Source organism: Agromyces binzhouensis, from assembly GCF_042672355.1.
In the GTDB taxonomy this organism is placed as follows: domain Bacteria; phylum Actinomycetota; class Actinomycetes; order Actinomycetales; family Microbacteriaceae; genus Agromyces; species Agromyces binzhouensis.
Window position 1 is genome coordinate 544831 of the sequence record NZ_JBHXVJ010000001.1, and the last position, 25668, is coordinate 570498.

26 protein-coding genes are annotated in these 25668 nt (G+C 73.0%); 20 read left to right on the forward strand and 6 right to left on the reverse strand.

The features are described 5' to 3' along the window. Positions 1–36: 36 nt before the first annotated feature. From ACFVHK_RS02645 to ACFVHK_RS02670, 6 genes are all read left to right on the forward strand, one after another. Positions 37–1002 (forward strand): ABC transporter substrate-binding protein, encoded by a 966-nt coding sequence (locus tag ACFVHK_RS02645; RefSeq protein WP_376927454.1) that lies wholly within the window; start codon positions 37–39, stop codon positions 1000–1002. 38 nt (positions 1003–1040) lie between these two features. Further along, positions 1041–2033, forward strand: coding sequence for an amino acid ABC transporter permease (locus ACFVHK_RS02650; RefSeq protein ID WP_129235337.1), 993 nt, complete (start codon positions 1041–1043; stop codon positions 2031–2033). Continuing rightward, positions 2030–2836 carry an amino acid ABC transporter ATP-binding protein gene (locus ACFVHK_RS02655; protein WP_129235338.1) on the forward strand — a complete coding sequence of 269 codons (807 nt, stop codon included), beginning with the start codon at positions 2030–2032 and terminating at the stop codon, positions 2834–2836. Before ACFVHK_RS02650 ends, ACFVHK_RS02655 begins: the two co-directional genes overlap by 4 nt. Continuing rightward, complete coding sequence (locus tag ACFVHK_RS02660; RefSeq protein ID WP_376927455.1) at positions 2836–4065, forward strand: M20 family metallopeptidase; 1230 nt, start codon at positions 2836–2838, stop codon at positions 4063–4065. Before ACFVHK_RS02655 ends, ACFVHK_RS02660 begins: the two co-directional genes overlap by 1 nt. 20 nt (positions 4066–4085) lie before the next feature. Then, positions 4086–4955, forward strand: coding sequence for a MurR/RpiR family transcriptional regulator (locus ACFVHK_RS02665; RefSeq protein ID WP_376927456.1), 870 nt, complete (start codon positions 4086–4088; stop codon positions 4953–4955). Between the two features lie 129 nt (positions 4956–5084). Further along, positions 5085–7187 (forward strand): multicopper oxidase family protein, encoded by a 2103-nt coding sequence (locus ACFVHK_RS02670; protein WP_376927457.1) that lies wholly within the window; start codon positions 5085–5087, stop codon positions 7185–7187. Here the strand turns inward: ACFVHK_RS02670 and ACFVHK_RS02675 are convergent. Genes ACFVHK_RS02675 through ACFVHK_RS02685 form a run of 3 tightly spaced genes read right to left on the reverse strand, consistent with a single transcriptional unit; the run spans position 7175 to position 9949 of the window. Then, positions 7175–8689 (reverse strand): alpha/beta fold hydrolase, encoded by a 1515-nt coding sequence (locus tag ACFVHK_RS02675; RefSeq protein ID WP_376927458.1) that lies wholly within the window; start codon positions 8687–8689, stop codon positions 7175–7177. The genes ACFVHK_RS02670 and ACFVHK_RS02675 overlap by 13 nt on opposite strands. A 57-nt stretch (positions 8690–8746) precedes the next feature. Further along, positions 8747–9151, reverse strand: a complete 405-nt coding sequence (locus ACFVHK_RS02680; RefSeq protein WP_376927459.1) for an NUDIX domain-containing protein — start codon at positions 9149–9151, stop codon at positions 8747–8749. 21 nt (positions 9152–9172) lie between these two features. After that, positions 9173–9949, reverse strand: a complete 777-nt coding sequence (locus ACFVHK_RS02685; RefSeq protein ID WP_376927460.1) for a polysaccharide deacetylase family protein — start codon at positions 9947–9949, stop codon at positions 9173–9175. Positions 9950–10144: 195 nt separating this feature from the next. Here ACFVHK_RS02685 and ACFVHK_RS02690 point away from each other — a divergent pair, with 195 nt between their 5' ends. The 6 genes from ACFVHK_RS02690 to ACFVHK_RS02715 all read left to right on the forward strand — a co-directional run bounded on the left by ACFVHK_RS02690 (position 10145) and on the right by ACFVHK_RS02715 (position 15924). After that, a complete protein-coding gene (locus ACFVHK_RS02690; RefSeq protein ID WP_376927461.1) occupies positions 10145–11530 on the forward strand; it encodes a glycine--tRNA ligase in 1386 nt (461 codons plus the stop codon). Positions 11531–11646: 116 nt separating this feature from the next. Further along, positions 11647–12180: a thioredoxin gene (locus tag ACFVHK_RS02695; protein WP_376927462.1), complete on the forward strand. Its 534-nt coding sequence runs from the start codon at positions 11647–11649 to the stop codon at positions 12178–12180. A 16-nt stretch (positions 12181–12196) separates the two neighbouring features. Continuing rightward, positions 12197–12934, forward strand: a complete 738-nt coding sequence (locus tag ACFVHK_RS02700; RefSeq protein WP_376927463.1) for a cytochrome c biogenesis CcdA family protein — start codon at positions 12197–12199, stop codon at positions 12932–12934. Beyond that, positions 12927–13685 carry a response regulator gene (locus ACFVHK_RS02705; RefSeq protein WP_376927464.1) on the forward strand — a complete coding sequence of 253 codons (759 nt, stop codon included), beginning with the start codon at positions 12927–12929 and terminating at the stop codon, positions 13683–13685. The genes ACFVHK_RS02700 and ACFVHK_RS02705 overlap by 8 nt, the downstream gene beginning before the upstream one ends. Continuing rightward, a complete protein-coding gene (locus ACFVHK_RS02710) occupies positions 13682–14818 on the forward strand; it encodes a sensor histidine kinase (RefSeq protein WP_376927465.1) in 1137 nt (378 codons plus the stop codon). Before ACFVHK_RS02705 ends, ACFVHK_RS02710 begins: the two co-directional genes overlap by 4 nt. Before the next feature lie 83 nt (positions 14819–14901). Continuing rightward, positions 14902–15924: a PT domain-containing protein gene (locus ACFVHK_RS02715; protein WP_376927466.1), complete on the forward strand. Its 1023-nt coding sequence runs from the start codon at positions 14902–14904 to the stop codon at positions 15922–15924. Here the strand turns inward: ACFVHK_RS02715 and ACFVHK_RS02720 are convergent. The 3 genes from ACFVHK_RS02720 to ACFVHK_RS02730 form a co-directional block, all read right to left on the reverse strand. Beyond that, on the reverse strand, positions 15921–16580 hold the full coding sequence (locus ACFVHK_RS02720; RefSeq protein WP_376927467.1) for a GNAT family N-acetyltransferase: 660 nt from the start codon (positions 16578–16580) through the stop codon (positions 15921–15923). The genes ACFVHK_RS02715 and ACFVHK_RS02720 overlap by 4 nt on opposite strands. A 300-nt stretch (positions 16581–16880) precedes the next feature. Then, the gene (locus ACFVHK_RS02725; protein ID WP_376927468.1) at positions 16881–18293 is read right to left on the reverse strand and encodes a glutamyl-tRNA reductase; all 1413 of its coding nucleotides are present in this window, start codon (positions 18291–18293) and stop codon (positions 16881–16883) included. 55 nt (positions 18294–18348) lie between these two features. Continuing rightward, a complete protein-coding gene (locus tag ACFVHK_RS02730; RefSeq protein WP_376927469.1) occupies positions 18349–19056 on the reverse strand; it encodes a hypothetical protein in 708 nt (235 codons plus the stop codon). Positions 19057–19265: 209 nt separating this feature from the next. Between ACFVHK_RS02730 and hemE the strand changes: the two genes are divergently transcribed. The 8 genes from hemE to ACFVHK_RS02770 all read left to right on the forward strand — a co-directional run bounded on the left by hemE (position 19266) and on the right by ACFVHK_RS02770 (position 25634). Beyond that, positions 19266–20426 (forward strand): uroporphyrinogen decarboxylase, encoded by a 1161-nt coding sequence (hemE, locus tag ACFVHK_RS02735; protein WP_376927470.1) that lies wholly within the window; start codon positions 19266–19268, stop codon positions 20424–20426. Continuing rightward, complete coding sequence (hemG, locus tag ACFVHK_RS02740; protein ID WP_376927471.1) at positions 20423–21973, forward strand: protoporphyrinogen oxidase; 1551 nt, start codon at positions 20423–20425, stop codon at positions 21971–21973. Before hemE ends, hemG begins: the two co-directional genes overlap by 4 nt. A 113-nt stretch (positions 21974–22086) precedes the next feature. Next, positions 22087–22557, forward strand: a complete 471-nt coding sequence (locus ACFVHK_RS02745; RefSeq protein WP_376927472.1) for a YtxH domain-containing protein — start codon at positions 22087–22089, stop codon at positions 22555–22557. Positions 22558–22580: 23 nt separating this feature from the next. Beyond that, the gene (locus ACFVHK_RS02750; protein WP_376927473.1) at positions 22581–22985 is read left to right on the forward strand and encodes a phage holin family protein; all 405 of its coding nucleotides are present in this window, start codon (positions 22581–22583) and stop codon (positions 22983–22985) included. Beyond that, entirely contained in the window at positions 22972–23265 is a 294-nt protein-coding gene (locus ACFVHK_RS02755; protein ID WP_129234619.1) for a DUF3618 domain-containing protein, read from the forward strand. The genes ACFVHK_RS02750 and ACFVHK_RS02755 overlap by 14 nt, the downstream gene beginning before the upstream one ends. Then, positions 23246–23932 (forward strand): GntR family transcriptional regulator, encoded by a 687-nt coding sequence (locus ACFVHK_RS02760; protein ID WP_376927474.1) that lies wholly within the window; start codon positions 23246–23248, stop codon positions 23930–23932. The genes ACFVHK_RS02755 and ACFVHK_RS02760 overlap by 20 nt, the downstream gene beginning before the upstream one ends. Before the next feature lie 25 nt (positions 23933–23957). Next, positions 23958–25067 (forward strand): class I SAM-dependent methyltransferase, encoded by a 1110-nt coding sequence (locus tag ACFVHK_RS02765; protein ID WP_376927475.1) that lies wholly within the window; start codon positions 23958–23960, stop codon positions 25065–25067. A 57-nt stretch (positions 25068–25124) separates the two neighbouring features. Beyond that, positions 25125–25634, forward strand: coding sequence for an OsmC family protein (locus ACFVHK_RS02770; RefSeq protein ID WP_376927476.1), 510 nt, complete (start codon positions 25125–25127; stop codon positions 25632–25634). The last annotated feature ends 34 nt before the right edge of the window (positions 25635–25668 follow it).

A 25668-nucleotide genomic window follows, 5' to 3' on the forward strand; every position in this document is an offset into this window, starting at 1 on the left:
CACCGATCCCACCGCAGCGATCAGAAGGACCAGACCATGAAGATGTCATCCCCCGCCGCACGCACGGCCGTCGCCGCCGCATCCCTGTCCGGCGCGCTCCTCCTCGCCGGATGCAGCGGCGCCGCCGCGAGCGGCGACGACAGCGCCGAGGCCGCCGAGGCCGTCGAGATCGCCGGCGTCGAGATCTCGGTCGACGAGGCCGCCGCCGAGCTCCTCCCCGCCGAGTTCGCCGACGCAGGCGCCGTCAAGGTGGCCACCGACGCGCCCTACGCACCCTTCGAGATGTTCATCGAGGAGGGCAGCGATGAGCTGACCGGCGTCGACGTCGACCTCGGCCACGCCATCGGCGCGAAGCTCGGCATCGACTTCGACTTCGAGCAGCAGGCGTTCGACGGCATCATCCCCGCCCTCCAGGCCGGCAACTTCGACGTCACCATCACGGCGATGACCTCGAGCGTCGAGCGCATGGAGGTGCTCACCTTCGTCGACTACTCGGCCTCCGGCACCGGCATCCTCACCACCGCCGGCAACCCCGAGGGCATCGAGAACTACCTCGACCTCTGCGGCGAGAGCGTCGCCGTGCAGGGCGCGACCAGCCAGGTCGACCTCGTCAAGGACGTCTGGCAGGGCGAGTGCGAGGCCGAGGGCCTCGACCCGATCGAGCTGAGCGAGTTCCCGTCCGACGCCGACGCGCAGCTGGCGATCACGAGCGGCAAGGCGATCGCGTCGCTCCTGACCAAGCCCAGCGCCGGCTACGTCGCGAAGACGACGAACGACGGCGCCACGTTCGAGGTCGTCGAGGACCCGGACGCCCCGAACGGGTACGACGCGACGCTCAACGGCATCGGCGTCCTGAAGGACAATGAAGGCCTCGCGGAGGCGATCCGCGCCGCGCTGCAGTCGCTCATCGACGACGGCACCTACGAGGCCATCCTCGACCAGTACGGCGTGACCGGCATCGGCATCGACGAGGCCACGATCAACGGCGCCGCCGCCGAGTGACGCCCTCGGGCACGCTCCCAACAGAAAGCACCAACCCCATGACCGCAACGCAGCCGTCATCCACGGCGGCGCCCGAGGGCCTCCGGAACCCCTCGGGCGCCCGCCCGGGCCCGATCGAAGCCGTCCCCGTGCGACACCCGGGACGCTGGATCGCCGCCGTGCTCGTCCTCGTCCTCGGCATCGGCGCGATCGCCTCGATCCTGCAGAACCCGAACCTCGACCTGCCCACGGTCGCGGAGTACCTCTTCAAGCCGTTGACCATCAACGGCGTGCTCATCACCATCTGGCTCACCGTCGCCTCGATGATCATGGGCGTCTTCGGCGGCATCGTGGTCGCGGTGATGCGGCTCTCCGCCAACCCGGTCCTCTCCGTCGCCGCGATGCTCTTCATCTGGGTGTTCCGCGGCACGCCGCTCCTGCTCCAGCTCATCTTCTGGGGCTTCATCGGCGCGTTCATCCCCAAGATCGTCATCGGCATCCCGTTCACGTCCGTCGAGTTCTGGTCGTTCACGACCAGCGACCTCATCCCCGCGACCGTCGCCGCGCTCCTCGCGCTCGGCCTCAACGAGATGGCCTACGCGGCGGAGATCGTGCGGGCGGGCATCCAGTCCGTCGACCACGGACAGACGGAGGCCGCGCACTCCCTCGGCATGTCCCCGGCGAAGACGCTGCGACGGGTCGTGCTGCCCCAGGCGATGCGCGTCATCATCCCGCCGATGGGCAACGAGACGATCACGATGCTGAAGAGCACCTCGCTCGTGGCCATCGTCGCGGGCGACGACCTCATGTCGAACATCCGCGAGGCCTACACGCAGAACTACAAGATCATCCCGCTGCTCATCGTGGCCGCCATCTGGTACCTCGTCCTCACGTCGATCCTGTCGATCCCGCAGATGTGGCTCGAACGCCGATACGGCCGCGGATTCACGGGCGCCCGCCCGACCATCGGATCACGCGTCTCGACGTTCACGCAGAGCATCGCGCTCCCGTCGCGCGAGTCGCGCGCCTCGAAGAAGGAGTCGGCGTCATGACCGCCACCATCCCGCAGTCCGCGCCCGTCGCTCCCGTCGGCGAGCGCCCCATGGTCGATGCCGTCGACGTCCACAAGCGCTTCGGCAACCTCGAGGTGCTGAAGGGCATCACGATGTCGGTCGAGCGAGGCCAGGTCGTCTGCCTCCTCGGGCCGTCCGGCTCCGGCAAGTCGACCTTCCTCCGCTGCATCAACCACCTCGAGCAGATCGATGCCGGCATGATCCGGGTCGCCGGCGAGACCGTCGGCTACCGCGAGCGGAACGGCAAGCTCTACGAACTCCGCGAGCGCGAGGTCGCCGCGCAGCGACGCAAGGTCGGCATGGTGTTCCAGCGCTTCAACCTGTTCCCGCACATGACGGCGCTCGAGAACGTGATCGAGGCGCCCACCCAGGTGGCCGGTCGGTCGAAGGCCGACGCCAGGGCGCAGGGCCTGCGCCTGCTCGCGCAGGTGGGCCTGGCGGAGAAGGCCGACACCTACCCGGCGCAGCTGTCGGGCGGCCAGCAGCAGCGGGTGGCGATCGCGCGTGCGCTCGCGATGGAGCCCGAGGTCATGCTCTTCGACGAGCCGACGTCCGCGCTCGACCCCGAACTGGTCGGCGACGTGCTCGACGTGATGCGCGGACTCGCCGAGTCCGGCATGACGATGATCGTGGTGACCCACGAGATCGGCTTCGCACGCGAGGTCGGCGACGTCGCGGTGTTCATGGACGGCGGCGTGGTCGTCGAGGCCGGCGACCCGGCGCAGGTCCTCGTCGACCCCCGGGAGGAGCGCACCCGCGCGTTCCTCTCGAAGGTGCTCTAGTGGCGCGCGGCACCACCACCAAGACCCCGGCCGGCACCCGCATCGACGTCCCGCCGACCCCGGCGGAGCTGCTCGAAACCGCCCGACGCCTCGACCCGCGGTTCCGCAGCGACCTCGGACGGCTCGTCGACATCGACTCGGGCTCGCACGACGCCGAGGGCGTGACCCGGGCCGCCGAGTGGGCGGCGGGCGTGATGCGAGCCGACGGCTTCGAGGTCGAGGTCGTCCCGACGCCCCGGTGCGACGGAACGGCGTACGGCCCGGTCGTCGTCGGCCGCCGCCTGGGCGAGGGCTCCAGGCGGATCGTCCTCTTCGCGCACCTGGACACGGTCTTCCCGGTCGGCACCGCCGCCGAGCGCCCGTTCCGCATCGAGGGGGGCACCGCCTTCGGGCCCGGGGTGTGCGACGACGCGGCCGGCGTCGCCGCCGGCCTCGCGGCCGCACGTGCGCTCGACCACCTCGGGTACCGAGGGTACGGGGAGCTCGTGGTCGTCCTGACCCCCGACGAGGAGGTCGGCTCGCCCGCCAGTCGCGCGATCATGGCCCGACTCGTGACCGGGGCGGATGCGGCGCTGTGCCTCGAGTGCGCGCGCGAGAACGGCGACCTCGTCGGGGCGCGCAAGGGCGTCGCCGACGTCCTCGTCACCGTGCACGGTCGGGCCGCGCACTCGGGCGTCGAGCCCGAGCGCGGGGTCAACGCCGCCGTCGAGGCAGCGCGCCTCGTGCTCGAGCTGCAGGAGCTGTCGGGGTCCGTTCCGGGTCTGACGCTCAACGTGGGTCGCGTCGCGGCCGGCTCGCGGGCGAACATCGTGCCCGACATCGCAGAACTGCACCTCGAGGTCCGCTCGGCGGGCCTCGAGGAGCTCGTCGCCACGCTCGACGCGATCGACGAACGCGCCCGCCGCCCGGTCGTCGACGGCGCCCGCATCGAGGTGCAGCGCCTCGACGTCTGCCCGCCGCTCGAACGCACCGCGACCGTCGGCCTGGCCGCGATCGCCAGGGAGGTGGGCGCGTCGCTCGCGCTCGACGTCGAGGTCGCCGCCACGGGCGGCGCCTCCGACGCGAACTTCGTGGCCGCCCTCGGCGTGCCGACGCTCGACGGGCTCGGACCAGTCGGCGGCGGCGATCACGGCGTCGACGAGTGGCTCGACGTCGAGCACGCGCCGGAACGGATCGCGCTCCTCGCCGGGCTCGTCGTCGCGATCGCGGAGGGCGGGCCGCTACCGTGAGCACGGTGGAGGAGGTGACCGTGGCTGGAGGCGACGCGCCGGTGCCGATGGCGGAGGCGATCCGGCGGGGCATGGCCGACTGCAGCCCCGCCGAGCGGAAGGTCGCGCGGGTGCTGCTCTCGTCCTACCCGTCAGCCGGGTTCGAGACCGTCGCCAAGCTCGCCGCCCGCGCGGGCGTGAGCGGCCCGACCGTCCTCCGGTTCGCGAACCGCCTCGGATACCGCGGGTTCCCCGACTTCCAGCAGGCGCTCCGCGACGACCTCGACGAGCGCTCGGCGTCGCCGATCGACCTGCAGGCGCGCCACCGATCCGAGGGCGGCCCCGCCTCCGGGCTCGAGCGCGCCGCGTCGATCATGGGCGAGACGCTCGCCCGGACCTTCGACGGGCTCGTCCCCGGCGAGTTCGAGCGCGCCGTCGACCTGCTGTGCACGCCGCGGAACAGGGTGCTCGTGTCGGGAGGACGGTTCAGCGGCCTGTTGGCGCGGCTGCTCGCGCAGCACCTGCAGCTCGTCCGGCCCGGCGTGACCGCGCTGCCCGAGCACGACGCGGGGCGGATCGAAGCGGTCGCCGGGCTGCGGCGAGGCGATGTCGTCGTCCTGTTCGACTACCGCCGGTACGAGGAGCCGACGCGCCGACTCGCGGCCGCCGCCCGGGAGCGCCGGGCATCGGTCATCCTCCTCACGGATGCCTGGCTCTCGCCGATCGCGAGCGACGCCGACGTCGTGCTCCCGAGCGAGACCGACTCGCCCTCGGCGGCGTTCGACGCGATGACGCCGGTGCTCGCGATCGTCGAGGCCCTGATCGCCGAGTGCGCGGAACGCCTCGGCACGGCGGCATCCGATCGCATGCGCGAGGTCGAGGAGGCCGGCCGCGAACTCGGCCTCTACTGACGCACGGTCGACGGGACCTGAGTCCCTTCGCATCCTCGGTCGCGCCGGTAGAACTGAGGGCGACCCGACCCACATCGCCGGCGCCACCCTGCGCCCCCGCTCCGGCTACACACCGAGGGGAACAGCAGGATGTCAGAGGCGACGCCGACCGGGCGACCCATCAGTCGACGCACGTTCATCGCGGCCGCCGGCGCGGCCGGCGCGGGGTTCATGCTCTACGCGATGCTGCCGGGCGGCGAACGCGTGGCGCTCGCGGAGATCCCCGGCGGCACGCTGCCGCCGGCCGACGTGCCGAAGTTCGTCACGCCGTTGCTCGTCCCGCCCGTCATGCCGCGGGCCGGCACGGTCAACCGCAAGGGCGGCAAGCCCGCCGACTACTACGAGATCTCGGTGCGGCAGTTCGCGCAGCAGATCCTTCCCGCGGGCCTCCCGGCGACGACCGTCTGGGGCTACGGGGCGATCGCGAGCGAGAGCAAGAAGGGGCTGCTCATCCACAACGCGCCCTCGCTCACGATCGAGTCGAAGTGGGGCCGTCCGGTCCGGGTGAGGTGGATCAACGACCTCGTCGACGCCGACGGCAACGCACTCCCGCACCTGCTGCCCGTCGACCCCACGCTCCACTGGGCGAACCCGCCGGGCGGGGACGCCGGTCGCGACACCAGGCCGGTCTTCACCGGCGACACGCCGGGTCGGTACACCGGACCCGTCCCGCTCGTCACGCACCTGCACGGTGCGGTCGGCGTCGGCGACGAGAGCGACGGCTACGCGGAGGCGTGGTTCCTGCCCGACGCCGCCGACATCCCGGCGGGGTACGCGACCGAGGGCACCTGGTACGACTTCTTCGCCGGCAAGGCGGCGGCCTCGTTCGGCGCGAGCTGGGGGCCGGGCTTCGCGGAGTTCGAGTACCCCAACGACCAGCGCGAGTCCACGCTCTGGTACCACGACCACGCACTCGGGATGACGCGCCTCAACGTCTACGCGGGGCCGGCCGGGTTCTTCATCGTCCGCGGCGGCCCGGACGGCGAGAAGGCCGTGCTCGACGCGCGGAACGGAGCGACCGCGGTCCTGCCGTCGCCCGCGCCGATGGAGGGCGACAAGTTCCCGCCGAACAAGACCTACCTCGAGATCCCGATCGTCGTGCAGGACCGCTCGTTCAACGACGACGGCTCGCTGTTCTACCCCGACACCAGGGAGTTCTTCGACGAGATCGTCGGCCCGTACATCCCCGCCGGGGAGTTCTCGCCGATCTGGCAGCCGGAGTTCTTCGGCAACATGCTGATGGTCAACGGCAACACCTGGCCCTTCCACCAGGTGGAGCAACGCCGCTACCGCCTGCGATTCCTCAACGGATGCCAGTCCCGGTTCCTGATCCTCGACTTCAACGCGATCCCCGGGGTCGAGGTCTGGCAGATCGGCAACGAGGGCGGCTTCCTCGCCGCCCCGGTGAACCTCACCACCGACAACGGAAGCCGCATGCTCCTGGGGCTCGCCGAACGCGCCGACGTCATCGTCGACTTCACGAACGTGCCGGTCGGCGCCTACGTGCTCGGGAACGTCGGTCCCGACGAGCCGTTCGGGGGCGGCGTGCCGGATCTCGACTTCCCGAAGGCGGACCCGGACTCGACCGGTCAGGTCATGTCGTTCGTGGTCGGGCCCGCCCTGGCCGCCGACACGACCACCCCGCCGCAGTACCTCGTCCTCCCGCCGATCGCGCCCCTGCCGGCGGAGTCGGTGGTCCGGCCGCTCGCGCTCATCGAGAAGATGGCGGAGGGCCACAACGAGGAGGGCGACGTCTACGAAGGCCCGGTCGAGGCGCTGCTCGGCGACATCCAGTCGGGTGTCTGGATCGACCGCGTGTGGGCGGATCCGGTCACCGAGAACCCCGCAGTCGGTGCGACCGAGGTCTGGGAGTTCGTCAACACGACGGGCGACGCGCATCCGATGCACGTGCACGAGGTCGTGTTCGAGGTGGTGAACCGCGAGGGCCTCGTCCTCGACGGCGGCGAGGTCGCCCAGCCGGTGCAGCCCGACGGCAACGTGCGGCCGCCCGAACCGTGGGAGACCGGCTTCAAGGACACGGTCATCGCCTACCCCGGCGAGGTCACGCGCGTGCGTGCGACCTTCGTCAACCCCGGTCAGTACGTCTGGCACTGCCACATCGTCGAGCACGAGGACAACGAGATGATGCGCCCGTACCGGATCGGTCCGGAGCAGCCGGGTCAGCCCGCCTGATCGAGGAGGTGCCCGACGCCCTCGAGCACCGCACGGTGCGTCTCGACGGCGCCGAGGATCCGGAAGTGCCCGGCGACGGGCACGCGGATGTTCGTCGCGCCGTCGAGCATGCTCCCGTCGGGGATGTGGGGGTCGTACCGGCCGAACACGGACACGATGCGGGCGTTGACGGATGCCGCGCGTCCGAGCAGCACGATGGTCTCGTCGCTCGGGAGCAGCGCGCGCACGCTCGGGTCGAGGATGAGCCGGGCCATGCGCGAGCCGGCGAACGGCGTCGCGACGGCGACGAGGCCGACGATGCCGTGCGGGCCCCGCGCGACGTGCACCGTGCCGTCGGCGCCGTCCGCGCCGGAGACCAGCAGCTGTTTCGCCACGAGGCCGCCCTTGCTGTGCGCGACGATCACCCGGCCGGCATCGGGCTCCGGACGGCGCTCGATCGCGCGGCCCAGCCGACGGGCGGTGTCGGCGATGCCGCGCCGGTTCGTGCCCATGCCGTGCACCACGCGCACGCGGTGCCCGGCGCGGTTCAGCGCGTCGCCGAGCGGCCGCAGGAACGACCAGTGCTCGTAGATCCCGGGCAGGAGCAGCACCTCGGGCAGGTCTCCGCGACCGGACCGCCAGCGAGCGGGCGGGCTCCACCCATCGACCACGATCGCGACCTGGCGGATGGCGGCGTAGACGTAGTCGCGGGCCCACCACCAACCGCGTGCGAGCGCCGAGAGCTCCTGCGGTTCCGAGACGCGTTCGACCTCGTGCCCGATGTGCTCCCCCCGCGCGTGCCGCCTGACGAGGTCGGCCACGCGCTCGCCCGCGGTCACCATGGTCTCGTGCCCGCGGTCCGCGATCTCCACGTACCGCCCGTGCGGCACCATCCGGGCCACCTGCTCGGCCCACGCGCGCGGCGCGAGCCGGTCGTGCTCGCCGCGGATCACGAGCGTCGGCGCCGCGACGTCGGGCAGCACGAGCTCGATGCGGTGGTCGAGCATGCGGCGGAGCTTGCGGAAGTACCAGCGCGGCCCGGCCTGAAGGTAGGAGTGGAGGCCGAGCGCGACCACCTTCGGGCGCGTGAGCGACGGGTCCCCGAGCAGGCGCAGGCCCTGCATGAGCGCCGACCGTTCGCGCGGGTTCACGGTCGGCGCGATGAGCACGACGGATGCCACGAGCTCCGGTCGCTGCGCGGCGGCCTCGGTCACGATCTGCGTGCCCATCGAGTGCCCCACGAGCACGACCGGCTCGCCGCCGCCCTCGGCCTCGACGAGCGCGGCGAGGTGCGCGCCCGACTCCGCGATCGTCTGCGTCCGCCGCGGCTCGGGCGCGTCGCCGAAGCCCGGCAGGTCGAGCGCGAGCACGCGCCCCTCGCGGGCGAGCTCGTCGGCGAGGTCGGACCAGTAGCGGTGCCCCATGCCGATGCCGTGCACGAGCACGTAGGTCGGTCGCCCCGCGCCCGACTCGGTGATCACGGTCACCTCGTCGCCACGTCGGAACTCGCGCGTCCGCGACATCCGCACCCCCTCCCACCGGCCCCGGGTTCGATCATGCCGGATGCCGCAGCGCGCCCGTCAGTCGATGAGGCCGGATGCCGCGAGCCGGCGCAGCACCTCGACGCCGGCCGGCGGGCACCGCCCGGCGTCGGCCGCGCCGACCCAGTGCACCTCGCCGACCTCGCCCGACGGGGCGGGCTCGGCATCCGTCTCGGCGAGGAAGACGTGCATGCGCACGTGCCGGCCCTCGGCCTGCCCGTGCGCCAGCTCGCGGACGGTGAACGCCTCCACGAGGTGCGCCGGGTCGAGCACCAGCCCGACCTCCTCGAAGGCCTCGCGTGCCGCCGCCTCGGCGGGCGTCTCGCCCTCGTCGAGCTTGCCGCCCGGCATGTAGTGCACGTCGCGGCCGCGCGCGGTGACCATGAGCACGCGACGGTCGCGCACGAGCGCGATCGCGGCGACGTGCAGGTCGGGCAGCGGCATCCGTTCAGCCTACGCAGCGACCTACGGATGCTGCGGCGACGTGAAGACGTCGTTCAGCGTGACCGTGGCGAGCCCGCGCTCGTCGAGGATCCCCTTCAGGCGCGGGAGCACGTGGACCACCGGATCGTGGTTCAGGTGCCCGATGACGATGCGACCCGCGTCGAACCACTCGTCGGCGAGGTCGACGATCTTCTGCTGCGACAGCTCGCCCGAGTCGCCGAGCGAGCCGTACCAGAGCGTCGGCACCGTGTAGCCGATCGCGGCGGCCGCGGCATCCACGCGTGCGTCGTGCACGCCGTACGGCGGCCGGAAGTACGGCCGGGCGTCGACGCCGTACACCGACTGCAGGTAGTCGTGGTTGTGCTGCAGCTGCCACTGGATCTCGGCGTCGCTCAGCGTCGTCAGGTCGGGGTGCGACCAGGTGTGGTTCGCGAGCTGGATCTGGCCCCGCTCGACGAGCGGGCGGAGGGCGTCGGCGTTGTCGTCCCACGACGGGTACACGCCGTTCACGAAGTAGGTGAGCCGGATGCCGTTGGCCGCTGCGAACGCCGTGTAGGCGCCGACCACGGCCGAGTCGGTCCCGTCGTCGACGGTCCAGGCGAGGACCTGCCCCGCGTCGGCCGGGAGTTCGGTGAGCGCGCCCGCGGGGACGGAGACCCGCGCGAGCTCGGGGGCCGGGAACTGCTCGACCGCGGCCTCCTGTTCCTCGACCTCCTGGCGCTCCGCCATGACGCGGCCGACGGCCAGCACGCCGACGACCGCGACGCCCGTCAGGAACACGCGCCGGGTGAAGCCCATGCGACCGCCCCCTTCCCGTGAGGCGGCCCGGCTCACCGCCTCACGAGCCGTTGTACACCGGCCCGCGGCCTGCGGCCGGGCGTGCGCTCCGTGCGGCGCGAAGCCGCGGCATCCGTCGCCCTTCACATTTCGTAGGATGGACAGCGACTTCGCGGGCGACTCGCCCGATTCCCTTCCTGGACCATTGGAGCCACCGTGGCCGCACCCACCCGTCTCGATTCCGTCATCACGCTCGCCCAGCACCGGGGCTTCGTCTTCCAGGCGGGTGAGATCTACGGCGGATCCCGCTCCGCGTGGGACTACGGGCCCCTCGGCGTCGAGCTGAAGGAGAACATCAAGCGGCAGTGGTGGCGGTCGATGGTGCAGGGTCGCGACGACGTCGTCGGCCTCGACTCGAGCGTCATCCTGCCCAAGCAGGTGTGGGAGGCCTCCGGCCACGTCGAGGTCTTCAGCGACCCGCTCGTCGAGTGCCAGCACTGCCACAAGCGCTTCCGCGAGGACCACCTCGTCGAGGCGTTCGAGCACAAGAAGGGCCGCGCCCCCGAGAACGGCATGGCCGACATCGTCTGCCCGAACTGCGGCACCCGGGGCCAGTGGACCGAGCCCCGCGAGTTCTCGGGCCTGCTGAAGACCTTCCTCGGCCCGGTCGACGACGCGGCCGGCCTGCACTACCTCCGCCCCGAGACCGCCCAGGGCATCTTCGTGAACTTCGGCAACGTGCTTCAGGCCGCCCGCACGAAGCCGCCGTTCGGCATCGGCCAGATCGGCAAGTCGTTCCGCAACGAGATCACGCCCGGCAACTTCATCTTCCGCACGCGCGAGTTCGAGCAGATGGAGATGGAGTTCTTCGTCGAGCCCGGCACCGATGAGGAATGGCACCAGTACTGGATCGACACGCGCTTCCAGTGGTACGTCGACCTCGGCATCGACCCCGAGAACCTGCGCCTGTTCGAGCACCCGAAGGACAAGCTCAGCCACTACTCGAAGCGCACGGTCGACATCGAGTACCGCTTCGGCTTCGCCGGCGGCGACTGGGGCGAGCTCGAGGGCGTCGCGAACCGCACCGACTTCGACCTCTCGACGCACGCGAAGCACTCCGGCAAGGAGCTGTCGTACTTCGACCAGCAGAAGAACGAGCGCTGGACGCCGTACGTCATCGAGCCCGCGGCGGGCCTCACCCGGTCGCTGATGGCGTTCCTGGTCGACGCGTACCACGTCGAAGAGGTGCCGAACGCGAAGGGCGGCGTCGACACGCGCACGGTCCTGAAGCTCGACCCGCGCCTCGCACCGGTGAAGGCGGCCGTCCTGCCGCTCTCACGCAACGAGAAGCTCTCGCCGCTCGCGCGCGAGGTCGCCGCGACGCTCCGGAAGCACTGGAACGTCGACTTCGACGACGCCGGCGCGATCGGCCGCCGCTACCGCCGCCAGGACGAGATCGGCACGCCGTTCTGCGTCACGGTCGACTTCGACTCGCTCGACGACGACGCCGTGACGGTGCGCGACCGCGACAGCATGGGCCAGGAGCGCGTGCCGCTCGCGGAGCTCGAGGGGTACCTGGCCTCGCGCCTCGTCGGCGCCTGAGCCGCGGGCGTCGCCCGCCGTCAGGGTTCCGTAATCCCGTGGGCCCGATGGGTCCGGAGCCACGACGTAGCGTGGAGGTAGCGGGCGGAGGTCGCCCGCGGAACGAGGAAGCCGTCATGCCCGAACGCCCCGCACGTCACGGACGCCCGGTGCGTCCCGTCGCCGCGCCCGTCCTGCTCGTCGCCGCGCTCGCGCTGACCGGCTGCGCCACGCAGGCGACGGATGCCTCCGGCGCGAGCGCCGACCCCGCACCTGCGGCGGAGCAGACCCCCGAGCCCACGACCGACACGACCGATGCGACCGACGAGCCGGCGGAATCCGAGGACACCGCCGCCGCGCCCGCCGAGGGCGCCTACCTCGACTACACCGACGGCGCCATCGAGGCGACCGCCGGGCCGAAGGCGCTGTTCTTCCACGCGAGCTGGTGCCCGAAGTGCCGCGCGCTCGACGAGGATCTCCGCGCCGAGGGCGCGCCCGACGGGCTCACCGTGTTCAAGGTCGACTACGACTCGCGCACCGACCTGCGGCAGCAGTACGGCGTGACGATCCAGACGACGATCGTGTTCGTCGACGACGCCGGCGAGAAGATCTCGAGCGTCGTGCTGTACGAGGACCCCTCGGTCGAGTCGCTCGTCGCCGCGATGCCGTGAGGGGGCTGGCCACCCCGTGACCGCGTCCCTCACCCTCGCACTCGCCGCCGGCGTGCTGACCGTCGCGGCGCCGTGCGTGCTGCCGCTGCTGCCGGTCATCGTCGGCGGATCGATCGTCCAGGGCGGCGACGAGCGCCGCGCGCGCTACCGCCCGTACGTGATCGCCGCGTCGCTCGCGGTGTCCGTCGTGGTCTTCACGCTGCTGCTCAAGGCGACCACCGCGCTGCTCGGCATCCCGCCGCAGGTCTGGCAGGTGATCGCCGGCGGCATCGTGATCCTGCTCGGCGTCGACATGCTGTTCCCGCGGTTGTGGGAGCGGGTCTCGACCGCGCTCGGGTGGGGCGCGAAGAGCGGCGAGCTGCTCGACCGGTCGGTCCGACGGCAGAGCGTCGGAGGCGACATCCTCACCGGCGCCGCCCTCGGCCCGGTCTTCTCGAGCTGCAGTCCGACCTACGCGCTGATCGTCGCCGCGGTGCTGCCGGTGTCGTTCGGCGAGGGCGTGCTGTACGTCGTCGCGTACGCGGTGGGCCTGGCGGCGATGCTGCTGCTCATCGCGCTGCTCGGTCGGAGCCTCGTGCGCCGGCTCGGCTGGCTCGCGAACCCCGACGGGTGGTTCCGCCGCACGATCGGCGTGATCTTCATCGTCGTCGGCATCGTGGTCGTGGTCGGCTTCGACAAGACGCTGCAGACGTGGATCCTCGACGCCGGGCTGTACGATCCGATCGCACGCCTCGAGGAGGTGATCGGTGGCTGACCAGGTCGACCTGCTGCTCGACGGGCGCCTCGTGCTGCTCGTCGACGACGACCCGACCGTGCTCGAGGTGTGCCGCGCCTACCTCGAGTCGGCGGGGTTCCGCGTGCAGGAGGCGGCGGACGCGTTCGTCGCGCTCGACCGGATCGCCGCCGAGCGGCCCGACCTCGTCGTGCTCGACCGGATGCTGCCCGGCGTCGACGGCATCGAGGTCTGCCGACGCATCCGCGCCCACTCGCAGGTTCCGGTCATCATGCTCACCGCGCTCGGCGGCGAGGACGACCGCATCGCAGGGCTCGAGGCCGGCGTCGACGACTACCTCGCGAAGCCGTTCTCGCCGCGCGAGCTGACGCTGCGGGTGCAGTCGGTGCTGCGGCGCGCGCTCGCCGTGGAGGCGGCGGGCGCGGCGGTCGCCGGCTCGGAGGCCGCCGTGATCGCTCGCGGGCCGCTGCGCATCGACACGGCCGCGCACACGGTCGACCTCGACGGCCGCCGGCTCGCGCTCACGCAGCGCGAGTTCGAGCTGCTGGCGTTCCTCGCCCGCCGGCCGGGCACGGTGTTCTCGCGCGAGGACCTGCTGCAGGGCGTCTGGGGCTGGAGCCACGGCGACCTCTCGACCGTCACCGTGCACGTGCGGCGACTGCGCGAGAAGATCGAGGCGGATGCCGCGAACCCGCGCATGCTCGTGACGGTCTGGGGCTACGGGTACCGCTTCGACGATCCCGCCGCCGCGGGCGACGGGGGTGTCCCGTGAGCGGCACCGACCTGCTCCTCGTCGTCGCCGTCTCGGCCGCGATCGCGGCCGGCGTGGGATTCATCGCCTGGCTGCTGCTGCGCCGGTTCGCATGGGCCCCGATCGTGGTGCACCTCGTCACGGTGGTCGTCGCGGCCGTGGCATCCGTCGTCGGTGGCGTGCTCGTGGCGACCCAGGCGATGTACCTCTCGGACCACGATGCGCAGATCGCCCTCGCGATCGCGGTCACGAGCGGGGTCGTCGCCATCCTGACCGCGTCGATCCTCGGGGCCGAGATCGCGCGCGCCGCGCGCGTGCTGCGGTCGGCGGCCGAGGACCTGGGTCGCGGCGTCCCGGTCGAATCGCGACCGGTGCCGATCGGCGAGTTCCGGGCCGTGCTCGACGAGCTCGCGGCATCCGACGCCCGCATCCGCGCCGCGCGGGAGGAGGTCGAACGGCAGGAGCAGGCCCGTCGCGAGCTCGTCACGCGCGTCGCGCACGACCTGCGCGTGCCGCTCGCCGGCATCCGCGCGCAGGCCGAGGCCCTGCAGGACGGGCTCGCGCCCGACCCCGACCGCTACCTCGCCCGGATCGCGTCGCAGGTCGACCGCCTCGACGCGCTCGTCGCCGACCTCTTCGCGGTCTCGCAGATCGACGCGGGCACGCTGCACCTGCGCACCGAGCGGCTGTCTCTGGCGGATGTCGCGAGCGACGCCGTCTCGGAACTCCGCGGGCTCGCGGACGGCGCGGGCGTGCGGCTCGACCTCGTCGTCTCGCCGGACGCGTCGAGCACGGTCGAGGGCGACGCGCTGCAGCTCGGACGCGCCGTCGCGAACCTGCTCGCGAACGCGCTCCAGCACACCCCGGCGGGCGGGCGCATCGCGGTCACGGTCGACGGGGAGGGCGACGAGGTGCGCCTCGCGGTCGCCGACAGCGGCCCGGGCTTCGCGGGGGACGACCTCGCGCACGCGTTCGAGGCCGGATGGCGCGGGTCGTCCGCGCGCTCGCCGCATCGGCTCGATGTCACGGGGGGCGCAGGGCTCGGGCTCGCGATCGTGCGCGGCATCGCCCGCGCGCACGGCGGCGACGCGTCGGCGTCGAACGCGCCGGAGGGCGGCGCGGTGCTCGCGGTCACGCTGCCCCGGGCCGGCTGACGCGCCTGCGAGGTCGTTGCCGCCCCCGGCCCGGCCTGCCATCATGGCGCGGGAGCGCACGTCCGAGCATCCACGGGGGAATGATGACGAACGCATCCGGACCGAACCCGCCCGACGACGGCCGAACCGAGGTGCTCGACGCGCCGGGTCCGGAGCCGGAGGGGCGGCCCGAGCAGCGCAACGGCCTCGGCGTCGGGGCGCTCGTCGTCGGCATCGTCGCGGCCGTCGTCGCACTGCTGGCGTTCGCATGGGAGTGGGCCTGGATCGCGGCCGTCATCCTCGCGGCGATCGGCCTCGTGCTCGGCATCGTGGGTCTCACGAAGGCGGACCGCCCGAAGGGCGTCGCGACCGCGGGCACGGTCGTCTCGGGTGCGGCCCTGGTGCTCGCGATCATCCTCGGCGTGCTCTACGGCACCGGCGCGCTGGGCACGACCGCGCAGCCGACCGCCTCGCCGACGCCGTCCGCCTCGCCGTCGGCCACGCCGACCGAGACGCCGACGGCCAGCCCGACCGAGACGCCGACCGCGACGGTGCAGGAGTGGGCCGACCAGACCTGGGGCACGTTCACGAAGGTCGACGCGAGCGGCACGGGCGACGACGTCGTGGCGATCCCGGACGGGATCGCCGGCGGGATCGTGACGGCCACGTTCGACGGCGACGACGGAGCCGCGTTCACGCTGACCCTGCTCGACGCGTCGAACCAGCCCTCGGGCGACCCGCTCGTCGACGCGACCGACGACTACGAGGGCACGACCGCGTGGGGCGTGGCGGATGCCTCGTCGGCGCGCAGCGTGCAGGTGACGGCGAGCGGCTCGTGGACGCTCTCGATCGAGCAGATGTCCGCGGCGTCCGAACTGCCGAACGCCGCGAACGGCGAGGACGACACCGTCTACCTGTACGGCGGGGGTGCGGCGACGCTCGCTGCGACCCACACCGGTGACGACGCCGAGGATCCGTTCGTCGTCGCCGAGCAGTCGCAGCAGGCGTTCGGCGGCGCGGCGCTCATCGACGTGACCGGTGCGTACGACGGCAGCGTGCCGCTCGCGGCCGGGCCCTCGGTCGTGATCGTCCGCTCGACCGAGGACTGGACGCTCTCGGTCGGCTAGGCCGGGTTCCGCGTGACGACGCCCGCGCGCAGCGCGCGCCACTCGCGCCGCAGCATGCCGTACGAGGCCGTGTCCTGCCACTCGCCGTCGTTGTACTCCTCCTCGACGATGGTCGCCTCGCGCCGCATGCCGAGACGCTCGCACAGGCCGGCGGATGCCGCGTTGCGGGCGTCGAGGTGCGCGACGACGCGATGCGCGGCGAGTCGTCCGAAGGCGAGGTCGAGCAGCACGTCGGCGCCCTCGGTCGCGAGGCCGCGCCCGTGGAAGTCGGGGTGCACGACCCAGCCGATCTCGAGCCGCGCGTGCTGGGCGCTCGAGAGCCGGACCATCAGGTCGCCGATGACGCGTCCGTCGAGCACCATCGCGAGGAAGATCGCGTCGCCGTCGGCGACGAGGCGGCGCATGCCGGCTCGCGCCTCGGTGTGCTCGCGGGCCTCGTCGCGTTCGCGCTCGGGCCAGGGGATGTAGCGGAGCACCTCGGGGAGGCGCTGGTACTCCCAGACGTCGTCGGCGTCGTATGCCGCGAGCGGCCGCAGCGTCATCCGCGCGGTCGTGAACGGCCGGTGCTCGACCTCGGCGACGTCGAACGGCAGGCGGAGTGACGGTGGGCCGGCGTCGGCCGCCTCGTCGGGCAGCGCGTGGAGGATGGTGGACATCGAACGGCAGCGTACCGCGCCGGGCCGTGCGCAGCAGCAGTCGTCTCGGCGGGCGGCGGAGGCGACGCCCGCTGCGGTGACGCGACGCGCGGGGCTCTCCCGGTCCTCGTTCTACGAGTACTTCGCTTGACGTGTGCTGTCGATCACCAACGTCGTCATCGCGACGGTGTGGCGGCAGTACGCGTAGCAGGACGTCCGCACGACGTGACGACGGGCTCGGCCGGGCGGCCGGGCCCGTTCCGCGTCCGCAGGCGGACGCCGTCGTCGGCGTTCCGCGGCGGGCGCGGCAGGACCCGAGGGTCAGCGGGCGTCGGCCGCGGGGCGGGCGTCGTCGTCGCCCTGCTCGCCCTCGGCGATGCCGGACGCCGCGGACGGGGCCTCGGGCCGGATGCCGAAGATCGCCTCGAGCCCGTCGAGCCAGGCCTGCTGGTCGCCTGCCCGGGCGTACTCGCGCGAGCGCACCATGGGAGTGTGCAGCAGCACGCCCGCCATGTGCCGCAGCGCGGCCTCGGTGCGTCCGTCGTCGTCGCCGCGCGAGCGGGCGCGATCGATCTCGGCGTCGAGCACGTCGAACACGTGGCGGCGGAGCGCCACGACCGCGGGGGCGAGGTCGAGCTCCTCGGCGACGCGGCCGAAGTTCCGGGCGGCGCGGTCCACGATCTCGCGGGCCGCGTCGGTCGAGCCGAACTCCTCGAGCGGTGCGTGGATCTTGATGGTCTCGAGATCGAGCAGCTCGACGCCGGCGACCTCGACGACGTCGGCCGCGACGTTGCGCGGCAGCCCGAGGTCGATCACGAGCTGACGCGGTGCGTCGTCGGCCGGAGCGTCCGTCGCGCCCGCCGCATCGGCCCGCGACTCGCGGCCCGGCAGCAGCGCGACGGGAGCACGCCCGGCGGCGACGGCCAGCTCGGTGCGACCGAGCACGAGCAGGTCGCGGTCGACGACGTGGTGGTCGACCGTGGTGCAGGTGACGATGAGGTCGGCGCCCGCGGCGGCCATGGCGTAGTCGGCGTTCGACACGGCCTCGATGCCGTGGTTCGCGGCGAAGCGGCTCGCCCTCCCGGACACCGAGTGCACGGCGACGTCGACGACGCCGCGGTCGCGCAGTGCCGCGAGCGACGCGCCCGCGTACCGGCCGGTGCCGACGAGGAGCACGCGCACGGCCGACCAGTCGGTCACCCGGCTCTCGGCGAGGTCGAGCGCGAGGCGCACGAGCGAGCGGCCCTCGTGTCCGATGCCGGTGCGGTTCTTCACCTTGCGCGAGGTCTGAGACGCGCGCTGGAAGAGCCGCTCGAGCTCGGGCGTGGTCGTGCCCTCCGCACGCGCGTGCTCGAGCGAGCGGCGCACCTGGCCGGCGATCTCTCCCTCGCCGACGACGACCGACTCCAGGCCGGCGGCGACCGAGAAGAGATGCCCCGCCACGGCGTTGCCGTGCACGAAGTCGAAGGTGCTCCGCAGTTCGTCCGTCGAGAGGCCGGCGATGTCGCCGACGGCGAAGATCGCGTCGTGGACGGCCTCGACGGGGGAGTCGCCATGCGGGATGTCGAGGTCGAGGTAGGCCTCGTACCGGTTGCAGGTGGCGACCACCACGGCGCCGCGGACGGCCTCGTTCCCGTCGGTCAGCCGCGGCCCGGCGTGCTCGGAGGACGCCGAGAGACGTTCGAGCATGTCGAAGCCGGCGTTCTTGTGGCTCGCGGTGAGACAGATGAGCACCGGACGATTCTACCTGCCGTCGAAACCGGCTCCGACCGGCCACGTCACATGCGGGTCAGGCGGCGGGACGGGCCTGCCGGATGATCGGGATGGCGCCGGTGACGGGCGGCAGCTCGAGGCCCTCTGCCGCGAGGGCCGCGCGATGCCGGGCCTTCCAGGCGCGCACGGTCGCGAAGAACGGCGCGTCGGTGAGCGCGTACCGGCCGGGGCGCGGATCGCTCAGCATCATCGGCAGCTCGATGCTCGAGCCGTCGCGACGGATCCGCACGACCGCGACGGGGACGCTCCTGCTGCCCGCCACGCTGGAGTCGGCGCGGATGCTCCGCACCTCGCGCCAGGGGAATGCGGCGATGCGGCGCGGCCGACGGCCGCCGCCCCAGAACGCGATGCCGTGGTCGTCGGCGACGACGGAGAACCGCCCGGGGAGCCGGTGGGACCGGCTGCCCAGCTCGTCGAGACGGGAGACGAGCTGGCGGTTCCTGATGCCGCAGCTCACCGCGCCGGCGTGGACCGAGTCGAGGGCCCGGTGACGGGCGCGGCCGCGCGCGGAGGCCGAGCCCCGGACGATCGCGGTGACGAGGATGATGAGGCCGGCGACGGCGGCGAGTCCGAGCGCGACCGGCGTGCCGGGAACCTCCGGCAGGGTCGGGACGAGCCGGTCCACCTGGCGTCCGCCGACGAGCAGGGCGGCGACGACGACGACGACGGCGAGGGCGACGAGCACGATGAGTCCGGTGCGATGCCGCGTTGCGATGCTGGACACAGTGATGTTCTCCGTGGGTGGCGGAGGCGCGCGTCGCGTGGGTGGTGCGGCGCGCGTCGTCGTGTCGGGGACGCACGACGCGACCGACCCTAGCGCTGTGGGAGCGCGGCCACCAGACCCCAGTTCTCCGACCGGCCAACAGGTTCCGAGGCCCCCGGGCACGGACGGGCCGCTCCAGGACCGTCGGCATCAGGACCCCCTCAGCACGGATGGGGGAGGATGTCACGGTGAACCTCTCCCCGCAGCATCCGCTCGCCGCCGGCCTCACGCACGACTCGCGACTCGTCCGCGCCTATCGGGGCCTGCGCAGCGACACGCTGCCGGTGTGGTTCATGCGCCAGGCCGGCCGGTCGCTGCCCGAGTACCGCGAGCTGCGCGTCGGCACGCGCATGCTCGACGCGTGCCTCGACCCCGCGATGGCGTCGGAGATCACGCTGCAGCCGGTCCGCCGCCACGGCGTCGACGCCGCCATCTTCTTCAGCGACATCGTCGTGCCGTTGAAGCTCGTCGGCGTCGACGTCGAGATCCAGCCGGGCCGGGGCCCGGTCTTCGGCCGCGCGTTCGCCGATGCGGCCGCGGTCGCCGAACTGACCTCGGTCGACCCGGCACGGCTCGACGACGCCTCGGGCCCGATCACGGAGGCCGTGCGACGCACCGTCGCCGAGCTCGCCACCCTCACCGCGCCGGACGCACCGACCTCGACGCCGCTCATCGGCTTCGCCGGCGCTCCGTTCACGCTCGCGGCCTACCTCGCCGAGGGCGGTCCCTCGAAGGACCACCTCGCGGCGCGCACGCTCATGCACGCCGACCCCGGCGCGTGGCGCGCCCTGATGGACTGGACCGCCGAGCTCACCGGCCGCTTCCTCCGCACCCAGGTCCTCGCGGGCGCGTCGGCCGCGCAGCTCTTCGACTCCTGGGCGGGCGCCCTCTCGCTCGCCGACTACGAGACGCACGTCGCCCCCGCATCGGCGGCGGCGCTCTCGCACGTGCACGACCTGACCTACGAGACGACGGATGCCGCCGGCGCGACCGGCACCCACGCGGTCCCGGTCGTGCACTTCGGCGTCGGCACCGGCGAGTTGCTCGGTGCGATGAAGTCCGTGGGCGTCGACGTCGTCGGCGTCGACTACCGCGTGCCGCTCGACGTCGCGGCGCTCCGCGTCGGCGAGGGGGTGCCGCTCCAGGGCAACCTCGACCCCGCGCTCCTCGCGGCGCCGTGGCCGGTCCTCGAGGCCGCGGTGCGCGACGTCGTCGCCCGCGGTCGCACGGCGCCGTCGCACGTCTTCAACCTCGGGCACGGCGTGCCGCCCGAGACGGACCCCGCCGTGCTCACGCGGGTGGTCGAGCTCGTGCACGAGGTGGGACGATGACCGACCCCGCCGCGAACGACCCTCGCGATCCGGCCGCGCCGGTCGATCACGCCTCGACCGACGTCGTCGTGCTCGGCGGCGGAATCGCCGGGCTCGTCGCCGCGCTCGAGTGCGCGCGCCTCGGCCTCGGCGTCACCGTGCTCGAGCAGTCCGATCGCCCGGGCGGCTGCGTCGGTCGCATCGACGTCGACGGCCTCGCGCTCGACGCGGGCGCCGAGTCGTTCGCCACCCGCAACGACTCGGTCTCGAAGCTCGTCGAGCGGCTCGGGCTCGCCGACGCCGTCGAGTCGCCGAACCCGGCCGGCGCGTGGCTGGTCTGGGGCGACCGCACCGGGCGCAACGCGGCCCGCCTCCCTCGCACGGGCGTGCTCGGCATCCCCGCGAACCCGCTCGGCGAGGACGTCCGCGCGATCATCGGCTGGGGCGGCGCGTGGCGCGCCTGGCGCGACCGCATCACCCCGATCCTCAAGATCGGTCGCGCAGAGCGGCTCGGTCCGCTCGTCCGCCAGCGCATGGGCGACGCGGTGCTGGACCGGCTCGTCGCTCCGATCTCGGCGGGCGTCTACTCCACCGACCCCGACGACCTCGACGTCGACGTCGTCGCGCCGGGCCTCAACGAGGCCATGACCCGGGCCGGGTCGCTCTCGGGCGGCGTCGGGCAGCTCGTCGAGGCGCGGCGCGCCGGCAGTGCCGTCCTCGGTCTCCGCGGCGGGATGCACACGCTCGTCGACGCGCTCACCGCCGAGCTCGCACGATTCGGCGCCGAGGTCCGCACCGGCGTGCGGGCGACGGCCCTCGAGCGCCGCGCCGCGCCGACCGACGATGCGCACGCCACCCGTTCGACCTGGCGGGCCATCGGCGAGTCGGTGCGCGAGGCGGCCGACGTCCCCGGCGACGACGAGTCGCCGGTCCCCGTGGTCGTCGACGCGCGATTCGCGATCGTGGCCACCCCCGCCCACGTCTCGCGGGCGCTGCTCACCGGCATCGCACCCGATGGCGCGTTCGGCGACGAGTGGCCGGCCGCGGCATCCGTCGAGCTCGTGACGCTCGTCCTCGACGCGCCCGAACTCGACGCGGCGCCGCGGGGAACCGGCGTGCTGGTCGCCGCGGGCACGCCCGGCGTCACGGCCAAGGCGCTCACGCACTCGAGCGCCAAGTGGTCGTGGCTCGCCGATGCCGCGGGCGGCCGTCACGTGGTCCGGCTCTCCTACGGGCGCGCCGGCGCCGGAAGCCCCCTCGACGGCCTGGGCGACGAGGAGATCGCCGAACTCGCCCTGCGCGACGCATCCGCCCTGCTCGGCGTCGACCTCGGGCCATCCGCCCTGCGAGCCCACGGGCGGTCGGCCTGGCGCGACGCGCTCTCGCAGGCCGCGGTCGGCCAGCGCGACCGCGTCCGCGCCCTGGAGGCCGCGCTCGAGGGCGAGGAGGGGCTCGCCCTCGCAGGCTCGTGGGTCGCCGGTACCGGGCTCGCCTCGGTCGTGCCGCACGCCATCGAGGCGGCCGAGCGCATCCGGCGGCTGTCGCTCCGGATGGCGGAGGATGCATAGCCGGATCGGAATACGATCGTCGGGATCGCCCGACAACCCCCTTGCGCCGCACCTGCCTGGGTCTACGCTGGAGTGACGCTGTCTGAAGAACCGCAGCGGGGGATGGGGTGCACATGAAGGGCAAGATCCTCTTCGTCGTCGGTCTCGGCGTGGGCTACGTGCTCGGCACGAGAGCGGGGCGGGAACGCTACGAACAGATCCAGAAGGCCGCCGAGAACGTCTGGAACCAGCCGTCCGTGCAGGAGGGCGTCCAGACCGTGAAGGACTTCGCGATGGCGCGGGTCGGCGACGTGAGCGACGCCGTGCTCGACAAGGCCAAGAAGGTCGTGCGGCAGATCTCCGAGGGATCGTCGACCACCGACACGGGCGCGAAGTCGTCGGGCGGCGCGAAGTCGTCGGCCGCCAAGTCGACCGGCTCGAAGTCGACCGGCGCGAAGTCGACCGGCACGAAATCGACGTCCGCGAAGTCGTCCGGCGCGAAGTCGTCGGGCTCGAGATCGTCGACCCGCGCGAGCGCGGCGAAATCCGACGCATCGGACTCCAAGGCCTCGGGCTCGTCCGGGTCGTCCTCGTCCTCGTCCTGACCGACCACCGGAGGTGACACCCGATGGCTGCACCACTCAACGACGACCGGTCGCTGTTCACCCTGGTCGGTGAACTGCCCGACCAGATCCAAGCGCTCGTCAAGGCCGAGATCGACCAGATCAAGGCGGAGCTGAGCTACAAGGCCAAGCACTTCGGCATCGGCGCGGGGCTCGTGATCGCCGCCGCCTTCGTCGGCATCTTCCTGCTCGGCACCCTCATCGCGACGAGCATCCTGGCGCTCTCGCTGGTGATGCCGGGCTGGGCGGCGGCACTCACCGTCTCCGGCATCCTGCTGCTCATCATCGCGATCCTCGTGGGCGTCGCGCTCGCGAGCTTCCGCCGCGGCAGCGAACCGCTCGAGACCATCGAGAGCGTCCGCCAGGACATCGACGCGATCACCGGAAGGGGCGACTATGGCGGCCACTGACGTCGTCCGGCTCGACAAGAAGCAGCAGCGCAACCTCACGCGGCTGCAGGCGCACGACAACGCGCGCGCCGCGCGCGACCAGCTCGCCGGAACGCTCGGCGCGCTCGAGGAGAAGCTCAACGTGCCCAAGCGCGCCGCGCGCGCGACGGCACGGGCGAAACGCCGCATGCAGCGCTTCGCCGACGAACAACCCGGTGCGGCGATCGCCGTGGCCGTCGGGATCGCGGCCGCCGTCGGCGTCGGGGTCTGGCTCGTGGTGCGTGCCAACCTCGACCGCTGACCAGGGCCGCCTCGACGCCGCTCCGGCGTCGACCGCCGTCGAGCGCGTCACCTCGGTGCTGCGCGACGAGATCCTGAACGGCGAGCTCGCACCGGGGACCCCGCTCCGCGAGGAGTCGGCGGCGGCCCGCCACGGCGTGTCCCGGCACACCGTGCGTGCCGCGTTCCAGCGGCTCGTCGCCGAGCGGCTGGCCGTCGCCGAGCCGTACCGCGGCGTCCGCGTGACGAGCTTCGACGACCGCGAGATCATCGCGCTGCAGCAGTTGCGCGCAGCACTCGAGGTCGAGGCGCTGCGCATCGCCTTCGCGCGCTTCGGCGGCACCCTGCCCGACCACGTGCTCGCCCCGGCCCGGGCAGCCGTCGACGCGATGGAGCAGGCCGCCGACGACGGTCCCGGCGGGGCGACGGATGCCGCGTGGCGGCGCATCGAGCGCTTCCACGCCGAGTACCACGCGGCCCTGGTCGCGGCCTCCGACAGCCCGCGCATCATCGAAGCCCACGCGGCGATCGGCAGCGAACTGCTGCTCTTCGTCGCGCACATCCGGCGGCATGCGAGCGTCGCCGACCTCGTCGAGGACCATCGGCGCCTGCTGGTCGAGCTCCTCGAGCGCGGGCCCGAGGCCATGCGCGACCATCTCGAGCACTCCACCCGGCTGCTCACCGACTGAGCGGCCCACCTCGCAAGGAGGCGACGTGTCCGTCACCGATCCCACCTCTCCAGAACCCGCCGCCGTCGACCCCGTCGACGCGTTCGCCGACCGCATCTTCACGTCCGCGCTCGGCGCGTTCGAGACGCTCGCCGTCCACCTCGGCGATCGGCTCGACTGGTACCGGATCCTCGCCGAACGCGGCTCGCTCACCTCGTCCGAGCTCGCCGAGGCCGCCGGGACCGGCGAACGCTACACCCGCGAGTGGCTCGAGCACCAGGCGGTGAGCGGCATCCTCGCGGTCGACGACGCGGACGCCGCGGCATCCGACCGGCGGTACTCGTTGCCGCCCGCGCACGCCGAGGTGCTGACCGACGACGAGTCGCTCGCCTACCTCGCCCCCATGGCGCGCATCGTCGCCAGCGCTGCGGCGCAGCTGCCCGGGCTGCTCGACGCGGCGCGCACCGGCGGCGGCGTGCCGTGGGCGTCGTTCGGCCGGGACATGCGCGATGCGCAGGGCGACATCAACCGACCGTGGTTCGACCGCGAGCTCGCCGCCGCGCTGGCATCGGTCCCCGAACTCGACGCAGTGCTCAGCCGGCCGGGCGCTCGGATCCTGGACGTCGGCTGCGGGCACGGCTGGTCCTCGCTCGCGCTCGCGCGGGCCTACCCCGAGGCGGTCGTCGACGGCGTCGACATCGACGGGCCCTCGATCGAGTCGGCCCGTGCCCACGCCGACGAGGCCGAGCTGGCGGACCGCGTGACCTTCCACGTCGGCGGCGGCGAGGCCCTCGCCGAGGATGACGCGTACGACGCGGCGTTCGTCTTCGAGGCCCTGCACGACATGCCGAACCCGGTCGAGGTGCTCGGCGCGCTCCGCCGCGTCGTGCGCGACGACGGCGCCGTCGTGATCATGGACGAGGCCGTGGCCGAGCGGTTCGCGCCTGACGGCGACGACGTCGAACGGGTCATGTACGGCTACAGCCTGCTCGTCTGCCTGCCCGACAGCCTCTCGACGCCGGGCTCGGTCGGCACCGGCACGGTCATGCGACCGTCGACGCTCGAGGGGTACGCGCGCAGCGCCGGCTTCGCCTCGGCCGAGGTGCTCCCGATCGAGGGCTTCGCTGCGTTCCGGTTCACCCGGCTGCACCCCTGATCGGGCGGCCGAGGTCACGCGTTTGTGCGGACGCGCCGACGCGGCCAAGATGACGCAATGGACCAGGCCGAGCTCCGCGCGCTGCAGGCGCCGCTGAAGGACCGCTACCGCACCGATCCCGACTCCGCGATCGCGACCGTCGCCGCCCGAGCGGCCTTCGTGGAGCCGGGCATCACCGCGACCGTGGACGGGTGGGCCGGTCCGGTGCGGACGGGGCTGCACCCCACGACGGGCGGCGACGGCTCCGACGCCTGCTCGGGCGACCTGCTGCTGCAGGCACTCGTCGGGTGCGCTGGCGTCACGCTCCGGTCGGTGGCGACCGCGATGGGACTCGAGCTCCGCTCCGCGGAGGTCCGCGCCGAGGGCGTCTTCGACGCGCGGGGCACGCTCGGCATGAGCCGCGACGTCCCCGTGGGGCTCCTCGACGTCGTCGTGACCGCGATCGTCGACACCGACGCCGACGATGCGACGCTCGAGCGCCTCCGCACGGGGACCGAGCGCTTCTGCGTCGTCGCCCGCTCGCTCGCCGAGACCCCGGAGTTCGTGATCGAGCGCGCGGCGCGCTGAGCGGGTCATCCGTCGCCCTTTTTGACCTTTCAGG

Bases quoted from the DNA above. Each gene is read 5' to 3' on its own strand.
- ACFVHK_RS02685 (WP_376927460.1), bottom strand. From the start codon at position 9,949: ATGGGCTTCACCCGGCGCGTGTTCCTGACGGGCGTCGCGGTCGTCGGC.
- ACFVHK_RS02670 (WP_376927457.1), top strand. From the start codon at position 5,085: ATGTCAGAGGCGACGCCGACCGGGCGACCCATCAGTCGACGCACGTTC.
- ACFVHK_RS02770 (WP_376927476.1), top strand. From the start codon at position 25,125: ATGGACCAGGCCGAGCTCCGCGCGCTGCAGGCGCCGCTGAAGGACCGC.
- ACFVHK_RS02720 (WP_376927467.1), bottom strand. From the start codon at position 16,580: ATGTCCACCATCCTCCACGCGCTGCCCGACGAGGCGGCCGACGCCGGC.
- ACFVHK_RS02650 (WP_129235337.1), top strand. From the start codon at position 1,041: ATGACCGCAACGCAGCCGTCATCCACGGCGGCGCCCGAGGGCCTCCGG.
- ACFVHK_RS02745 (WP_376927472.1), top strand. From the start codon at position 22,087: ATGAAGGGCAAGATCCTCTTCGTCGTCGGTCTCGGCGTGGGCTACGTG.
- ACFVHK_RS02750 (WP_376927473.1), top strand. From the start codon at position 22,581: ATGGCTGCACCACTCAACGACGACCGGTCGCTGTTCACCCTGGTCGGT.
- ACFVHK_RS02715 (WP_376927466.1), top strand. From the start codon at position 14,902: ATGACGAACGCATCCGGACCGAACCCGCCCGACGACGGCCGAACCGAG.
- hemE (WP_376927470.1), top strand. From the start codon at position 19,266: ATGGGGGAGGATGTCACGGTGAACCTCTCCCCGCAGCATCCGCTCGCC.
- ACFVHK_RS02655 (WP_129235338.1), top strand. From the start codon at position 2,030: ATGACCGCCACCATCCCGCAGTCCGCGCCCGTCGCTCCCGTCGGCGAG.
- hemG (WP_376927471.1), top strand. From the start codon at position 20,423: ATGACCGACCCCGCCGCGAACGACCCTCGCGATCCGGCCGCGCCGGTC.
- ACFVHK_RS02755 (WP_129234619.1), top strand. From the start codon at position 22,972: ATGGCGGCCACTGACGTCGTCCGGCTCGACAAGAAGCAGCAGCGCAAC.
- ACFVHK_RS02675 (WP_376927458.1), bottom strand. From the start codon at position 8,689: ATGTCGCGGACGCGCGAGTTCCGACGTGGCGACGAGGTGACCGTGATC.
- ACFVHK_RS02680 (WP_376927459.1), bottom strand. From the start codon at position 9,151: ATGCCGCTGCCCGACCTGCACGTCGCCGCGATCGCGCTCGTGCGCGAC.
- ACFVHK_RS02695 (WP_376927462.1), top strand. From the start codon at position 11,647: ATGCCCGAACGCCCCGCACGTCACGGACGCCCGGTGCGTCCCGTCGCC.
- ACFVHK_RS02645 (WP_376927454.1), top strand. From the start codon at position 37: ATGAAGATGTCATCCCCCGCCGCACGCACGGCCGTCGCCGCCGCATCC.